The following is a 6,782-nucleotide window of genomic DNA, read 5'->3' on the forward strand; positions in this document are numbered from 1 at the left end:
TTTAAACAAGCATTTAACCCCGCAGCAAACTCCCAACGACTTAAACTGCGTTTCCCTCGAAAGGTGCGATCTGGATAACCCACAATACATCCGTACCGTTCCACTAAGCCCCGTAAAGCTTCATAAGCCCAAGCAGTGGGGGTAATATCCTGTAACTCCGAAACACTGGTAACTTGGTTCATGGATTCAGAGGAACTGTTAAACGTTTTGTGACGGGGACGGGGTCGAGAAAAAGGGCTTTGAGTTGGTCTCTGGGGTAACATGGTAGGTGTTCTATCAGAAACCATAACCTCGTTAGCTTTCGCAGATGTTGCTAACAATGAGATTCCACTAATTAATAGAGTATAGGGAAGCAAACACCACAAAATACGTTGATTCATTATGAAATTAAAACCTCACACCAAAAACAACTTAATGTTAACCTAAACTATTCATAATTTACAGAGGTTATGGGTAATGATTGTATTATGAGATACTGAACAGCAAATGATATGCAAAATATTATTGATATGATGCAATATTTGCAATAAATGTCGGCGATCGCTAATTAACCAGAGAAGTTGAAGATAGAATCTTCAGAATGTCCCTTGTCTTGGTAAAATGAGAAATCAGATGAGCTTAATTGAGAGAAGTATCCCTCAATCTTGAGCAAAGTTAGTCTTCAAGCAGAGTTATCCTTTCCAAAGATATAACCCTGGCTTTGCCCTTTAAGCTTCTTTTTAGCCATGATATTCGAGGTTCTCAGGAAGAACTCTATCAAGAGTCGATCAGATCAGTCCTAGGGACTTAAGCGATCAAACTGGGGTGTGAAGTTTAAACCAACGTATTACTCATCATAAACCTAGTGTTTATCTTCCTATCTTCAGCAAGAAGACTCACTCACACTTAGTAAGGACTGTTTTATAGATGGAATTTTCAATCGCTACATTATTATCCCATTTCAGTGATAACAAATTGGTGGCGGCCAAACTTCTAGAGAGAAAACTGGGATGTGAAGACGAACAAAGCATCGAAAAATTACAAATCATCCTCGATGCTTTAGAATTAATCGGTATCCTAGAAAAAGAACGGGGTAAATATCGACGGGTTCAAGAAGATGATCTCGTTGAAGCGAAGTTACGCTGTTCAAGTAAAGGCTTTTGCTTTGCCATCCAAGACGAAGAAGACGCAGAGGACATCTACGTTAGAGAAGTCCATCTCAGTAATGCTTGGAATGGCGATCGTGTTTTAGTCAGAGTCATAAAAGAAGGAACTCGTCGCCGTTCCCCAGAAGGAGAAGTTAGACTGATTCTAGAAAGGGCGAATCCTTCTTTATTAGCCCAAGTAAAGAAGGAAGAGGAACAGTATCAAGCCATTCCTCTCGACGATCGCCTATTATTTGAGTTACTTCTCGAACAAAATGGCGGTAACTTAGAAGAAGCAGTGGATCATCTGGTTCATGTTTCAGTGGTTCGTTATCCCATTGGAGAACATCCTCCCATTGGTAAAGTGACCCGCATTTTAGGCAGTGATGCAGAAGCGGCCGCTGATACGGATATTGTTTGTTGTAAACATGATTTATCCCAAACCTTCTCAGAACAAGTGCAACAAGCAGCCGCCCAACTTCCCACCACCTTTGACCCCCAAGACTTGGAAAAACGGGCTGACTGGCGAGACGTTCTCACCTTTAGCTTCACCGAAGATATGGCCCGAGACTGTCTGCCATTTATTGAAACAGCTTTTACCCTAGAAAAGACAGAGGATAATGATTGGCAGTTTGCTATTCATATTACAGATATCGCCCACTATATTACACCCGACTCGCTCCTGGATAAAACCGCTAAAAAACGAGGAACAACGGTATATTTAGGGGAGAAGGTTTTGCCCATGTTACCCGAAGCGGTGACAGAACGTTATTCCTTGAAACCCAACCAAGACTTTTTGGCTATCTCTGTGATCATGACCTTTGATAAAAATGGTCAACTGTTGGAATATTCTATTGAACCAACGGTTATTAAGGTAGATCATCAACTTACTTATCAAGAAGCTCAATCTATCTTAGCCAATTTAGAGGAAGTTCCCCAGGAAAAACAAGCCCTGGTGGAAAAACTGAAACACCTATTTTTTACCCTTTCTCCCCTAGTGAAAGCCCAACGTCTGCAACGAGGGGGGTTTGAACTGCAACTAGAACCGAGATCCCCTTATCAAGACGAGGGACGGGTGGGAACCCTGATCGCTTCTTCTCGAACCCCTATCCGTTCCCTATTGACCGAGTTAGTCATTCTAGGGAACAAAGTAGTGGCTGATCATATTCGGGCCCTCGGTATCCCAGGCATTTATTGTACCCAACCAGAACCAGACTGGGAGGAATTAGAAGACTTACTCAAATTAGCACAAAATCTAGGGTTAGAGGTTTCCTTGGCTTCAGAAGAAGAAATTACCCCCCAAGACTACTATAATTTAACCCAAATGTTAGGAAAGTCTTCCCATGTTCATGTTTTGAGTTATTTACTCCATGAAACCTTAAAATCATCTAAGTATAATAGTCATCCTGGTTCTCATTTTGGTCTCGCTTATGATGACTGTTATACTCATTGTGTTTCCCCTGGAAAACGTTACGTTGATTTATTGATACAACGGGTCTTAAAATTAGTGTTTAGCGACGGACGCGATCGCCGCACAAAACAAACCAAAACAGGAGTAAATCTCTTTAGTAGTAGTTGTCATGGCAACATTAATTGGAATGTTTTACCCCCAGCGATGCAAGATGAATTAGAAGAAACCTTTCACTTTTTGGTCACTTACCTCAATGATCGAGAAAAAACCGCAGAAGATGCAGAAAAAGACCTAGAAGGATTGCAAAAAGCTGAGACCATGAAAGAACGAACCGGTAAAGTTTTCAAAGGTCTCATTACTGGGGTTCAATCTTATGGTTTCTTTGTAGAAATTGAGGATTTATTAGTAGAAGGATTGGTTCATGTTAGTTCTTTAAAAGATGATTGGTATGAATATCGTTCCCGTCATGGTTGTTTAGTGGGACGTAAAAACCATATTGCTTATCGTTTAGGGGATGAAGTAGAAGTTGAGGTCAAAAGTGTAGACTATTATCGGCAACAAATTGATTTAGTTACCGTCAGTGGAGGAAGTTCCACAGATACAGATAATGATGAGTGGGAGGAAACTTAAATAAAGTCAGAAGTCAGAAGTATAATTTATATAGCAATCAGGAATGAGATGTGAGAACCGGTCAGGACATAATAATATTATGTCCCTACAAGAGTGACTTGTAGGGGTTTAACACTGTGTTTTACCCTACTCCTAATATTCTCATAAATGAAACCTGATTGCTATATAAACACCTAACCCCTAACCCCTAACTCCTGACTCGGAGACTCCTAAAACTATAGCACTACGGATTAAGGGAGGGGACATTTTTCTTTTCCCTGTTATATAACCTGTTATAACAGGTTATATAAGTTGAGATTTCAACGCAAGATGGTCAGATGTTATTGTGAGATCGCTTCACTTTCCCCCTTAGAGAACAGACGGTAGGGTGGGCAAATCAGAGATGGATCTTAACCACTCATAATCTAGAAAACTTTGCCCACCTTACAAAACTGGTTGTTAATGTTTCTTTAGCCAACAGTCTCTGATGATTTTACGGAGAGCATTCCCCTAGTACCTTGTTTGTGGAACAACAGGTCACAATGGGGTAAAACGAGCACCAAAAATACTATTGACCTTGAGTCTGTTATAATCGAACTACCTGAAACTTTCTTTCGAGATGCTACTAGGTTTTAGAACTAAGCTAAAACTCAATAATCAACAAAAAACCATCATGGCTCGCCACGCAGGTTATAGCCGTTGGGTGTTTAATTGGGGGCTAAAAGCTTGGAGTATAACCTATCAAGCAGGATTAAAACCTACAGCTAATAAACTTAAAAAGTTCTATACTAATTATGTCAAACCAGATTATCCGTGGCAATCACAATTATCCTCAAGGGTTTATCAATATGCCTTTGTAGATTTAGATAAGGCTTTTCAACGTTTCTTTAAAATAAAAGGAACGGGTTATCCTAAGTTCAAAAAGAAAGGAATTAATGATAGCTTTACTTTAGATAATTGTGGAAAATGGATAGAGTTAGGGTCAGCGAGAATCAAGTTACCCTTTATAGGAACAGTGTCAACCTATGAGGCTCTACCCCATTGTCAGGTGAAAAAAGTGACTTTAACTAGGGTGGGAAAAGATTGGGTTATATCTTTTGCTTACGAGCAAGAACGACCAATCCCTGAGAAAAAAATGGCGAGAGTGGGAGTAGATTTAGGAATTATTTCCTTAGCCACTTTAAGTAATGGCGAAGTATTTCCTAACCTAAAACCCTACAGAAAAGCATCTTTAAAATTAAGCAGACTTCAAAGAAATCTCAGCCGTAAAGTCCAAGGGTCAAAAAATAGTCAGAAACAGAGAATTAAACTAGCATCTCAACATGAGAAAGTGGCTAATTTAAGGAGAGATTATCTTCATAAAATAACCAGTTATTTAGCCAAAAAGTTCTCAAATATTGTCATAGAAGACCTCAATGTTAAAGGGATGTTAGCTAACCGCAAGTTAGCTAAAGCCATCTCGGAACTAGGCTTATATGAATTTAGAAGACAACTAGAGTACAAATGTAAGCTTTATGGGTCAAAATTGACCATAGTTGACAGATGGTTCCCTAGTTCTAAAACTTGCTCTAGCTGCGGTTCAATTAAGACCGATTTGTCTCTATCAGAGCGGATTTATCGTTGTGAGTGCGGATTAGAAATAGATAGAGACTTAAATGCAGCCAAAGTGTTAGCCAATCAAGCGGTAGGCTATACCGTGTTAGCCTGTGGACAGAGTGCCGCCGACGGTTCTGGATGAAGCAGGAAGTAAACCTCAATGTGTCATATTATGTCGCTTTGTATCAGTTTTATGTAGCAGCTATTCCAAAGAACTTCTTTCCAATAAAATTTATTAATTTGCTCTGGAAACTCTTGTCTTAATTTGCGACTAGAGACACTTTTGAAATTATTGACAAACTTACTTAACTCCATATCAGGATGATCTTGAAAGAGAATATGAACATGATCCTCCTCTCCATTGATTTCTATCAACCTGCATTCCCACTTCTCTAAGAAACTTTCTGTGATTTCGTGGAGACGAATCAACATACAGTCTGTCAATATTTTTTTCCTGTATTTTGTAGTTAAAATGAGATGGGCTTTTAAGTCACTTACGGATCTTCCACGACTATAAAAATCATTTTTCATTGACATTAAATTTTCCCCTGTGTTAGCTTAATCTCGTGCATAAGCCCCACGCCATAAATACTATAAGAAACAACTATATTTTGGCGTGGGATGAATTTCGAGCAATAAATTAACTTGCGTAGCGTCCACACTTCGACATTGCGAGCGTGTTACACATTTCCCAAAACTATGTTATCATAGTTTATAGCAAGCTAAGTTTACTCTAATATGCTCCAGGTAGTTAAGGTGAGACTATACCCAAATACAGAACAAAAGCAGTCGCGCTTAGCAAAGCTTTGGCAACTGCTGTTGGCTGTGGAATTATTGCCTTAACTTAATGAACCAGACATATATAGATACTGGGTATGGACTATCAGGGTATGAAGTCAAAGGGCTAATACCTCAGTTAAAGAAGGAATACGAATGGTTATCTCTAGCTTATTCTGCTTGCTTACAACAAGTATGTCTAAATCTAGGTGTGGCTTTTAACAACTTCTTTGAGAAACGAGCTAAGTACCCTAGATTTAAGTCGAAACATGGTAGGCAGTCTCTACAGTATCCTCAAAACGTCAAAGTATTTGATAACTACTTGAAAATCCCCAAGGTAGGAGATGTAAAAGCAGTTATCCATCGACCTATTCAGGGGAAATTAAAGACTGTAACTATTAGTAAAAACTGCTGTGACCAATACTTTGCTTCTGTCTTATTTGATGATGGCAAAGAAAAGCCAGAACCATTAACAGAAGGGAAAGCAGTCGGTATTGACGTAGGCTTAACTCATTTTGCTATTACCAGTGATGGCTCTAAATTTGATAATCCAAGATTTTTTACTAAACATGAACGCAATTTAAAACGAAAACAGCAACAATTATCTAGAAAACAAAAAGGTTCCAATAACCGTAATAAATCTAGAAAGAAAGTTGCAAAAGTACACTGTAAAATAACTAACTGTCGTGAGGATTTTCTACACAAATTAAGTCGTAGATTAGTTGACGAAAACCAAGTCATAGTAACAGAAAATCTTAACGTTAAAGGTTTGATGCACAATCATAAACTAGCCAAAGCCATTCATCAAGTCGGATGGGGAATGTTTATGACAATGCTTAAATATAAGGCAGAACAAGAAGGCAAAATTTATCAAGAAGTTGATAGGTTTTTTCCGAGTTCAAAGACTTGCCATGTTTGCTTAAATCAAGTGGATAGTTTGCCCCTTGATGTCAGGACATGGACTTGTGATAAATGCCATACAACACACGACAGAGACGTTAACGCAGCAATTAACCTCAGAGAAGAGGGACTACGCATTTTGCGAGTGCGTAATTCGGCTTCGCAAGCCGAATGTAAGACGCACTCAAGACAGACCTGTGGAACACGGGATAAAGCGGTGCAGCGCGGTCTTGGGGGTTTCCCCCATGAGCGACTGCGCCAAGAAGCCTATTGCCCAGATGTAAGACGTGGTAGAGGAGGACGCAAGAAATCCACTACACCGCTATCTGTTGGGTAGGAAGCCCACACCGTAATCTTTGATTCGG

Annotated in this window: 3 protein-coding genes and 2 pseudogenes; 3 read left to right on the forward strand and 2 right to left on the reverse strand. The window is 39.5% G+C overall.

Features of this window, described 5'->3' with window-relative positions; all coding sequences use genetic code 11:
* The coding region (locus QNJ66_RS25905) for an iron uptake porin (protein ID WP_300511551.1) at nt 1-380 on the reverse strand (380 nt) is incomplete at its 3' end.
* Nucleotides 381-906: 526 nt separating this feature from the next.
* Between QNJ66_RS25905 and QNJ66_RS25910 the strand changes: the two genes are divergently transcribed.
* On the forward strand, nt 907-3,165 hold the full coding sequence (locus tag QNJ66_RS25910) for a ribonuclease R family protein (protein ID WP_300511552.1): 2,259 nt from the start codon (nt 907-909) through the stop codon (nt 3,163-3,165).
* Nucleotides 3,166-3,817: 652 nt separating this feature from the next.
* Nucleotides 3,818-4,882 (forward strand): transposase, encoded by a 1,065-nt coding sequence (locus tag QNJ66_RS25915; protein ID WP_300511553.1) that lies wholly within the window; start codon nt 3,818-3,820, stop codon nt 4,880-4,882.
* A gap of 62 nt (nt 4,883-4,944) precedes the next feature.
* Here the strand turns inward: QNJ66_RS25915 and tnpA are convergent.
* Nucleotides 4,945-5,271, reverse strand: a pseudogene (gene tnpA, locus QNJ66_RS25920) (IS200/IS605 family transposase); the annotation flags it as partial.
* Nucleotides 5,272-5,478: 207 nt separating this feature from the next.
* On the opposite strand from tnpA, the pseudogene QNJ66_RS25925 reads away from it, so the two are divergent.
* Nucleotides 5,479-6,754 (forward strand): annotated as a pseudogene (locus QNJ66_RS25925) (RNA-guided endonuclease TnpB family protein).
* Nucleotides 6,755-6,782: the final 28 nt, after the last annotated feature.

It is taken from the genome of Crocosphaera sp. (assembly GCF_030064895.1).
In the GTDB taxonomy this organism is placed as follows: Bacteria; Cyanobacteriota; Cyanobacteriia; order Cyanobacteriales; family Microcystaceae; genus Crocosphaera.

Excerpts from the sequence above, each read along its gene's own strand:
- QNJ66_RS25910 (WP_300511552.1), top strand. The coding sequence starts at position 907 with ATGGAATTTTCAATCGCTACATTATTATCCCATTTCAGTGATAACAAA.
- QNJ66_RS25915 (WP_300511553.1), top strand. The coding sequence starts at position 3,818 with ATGGCTCGCCACGCAGGTTATAGCCGTTGGGTGTTTAATTGGGGGCTA.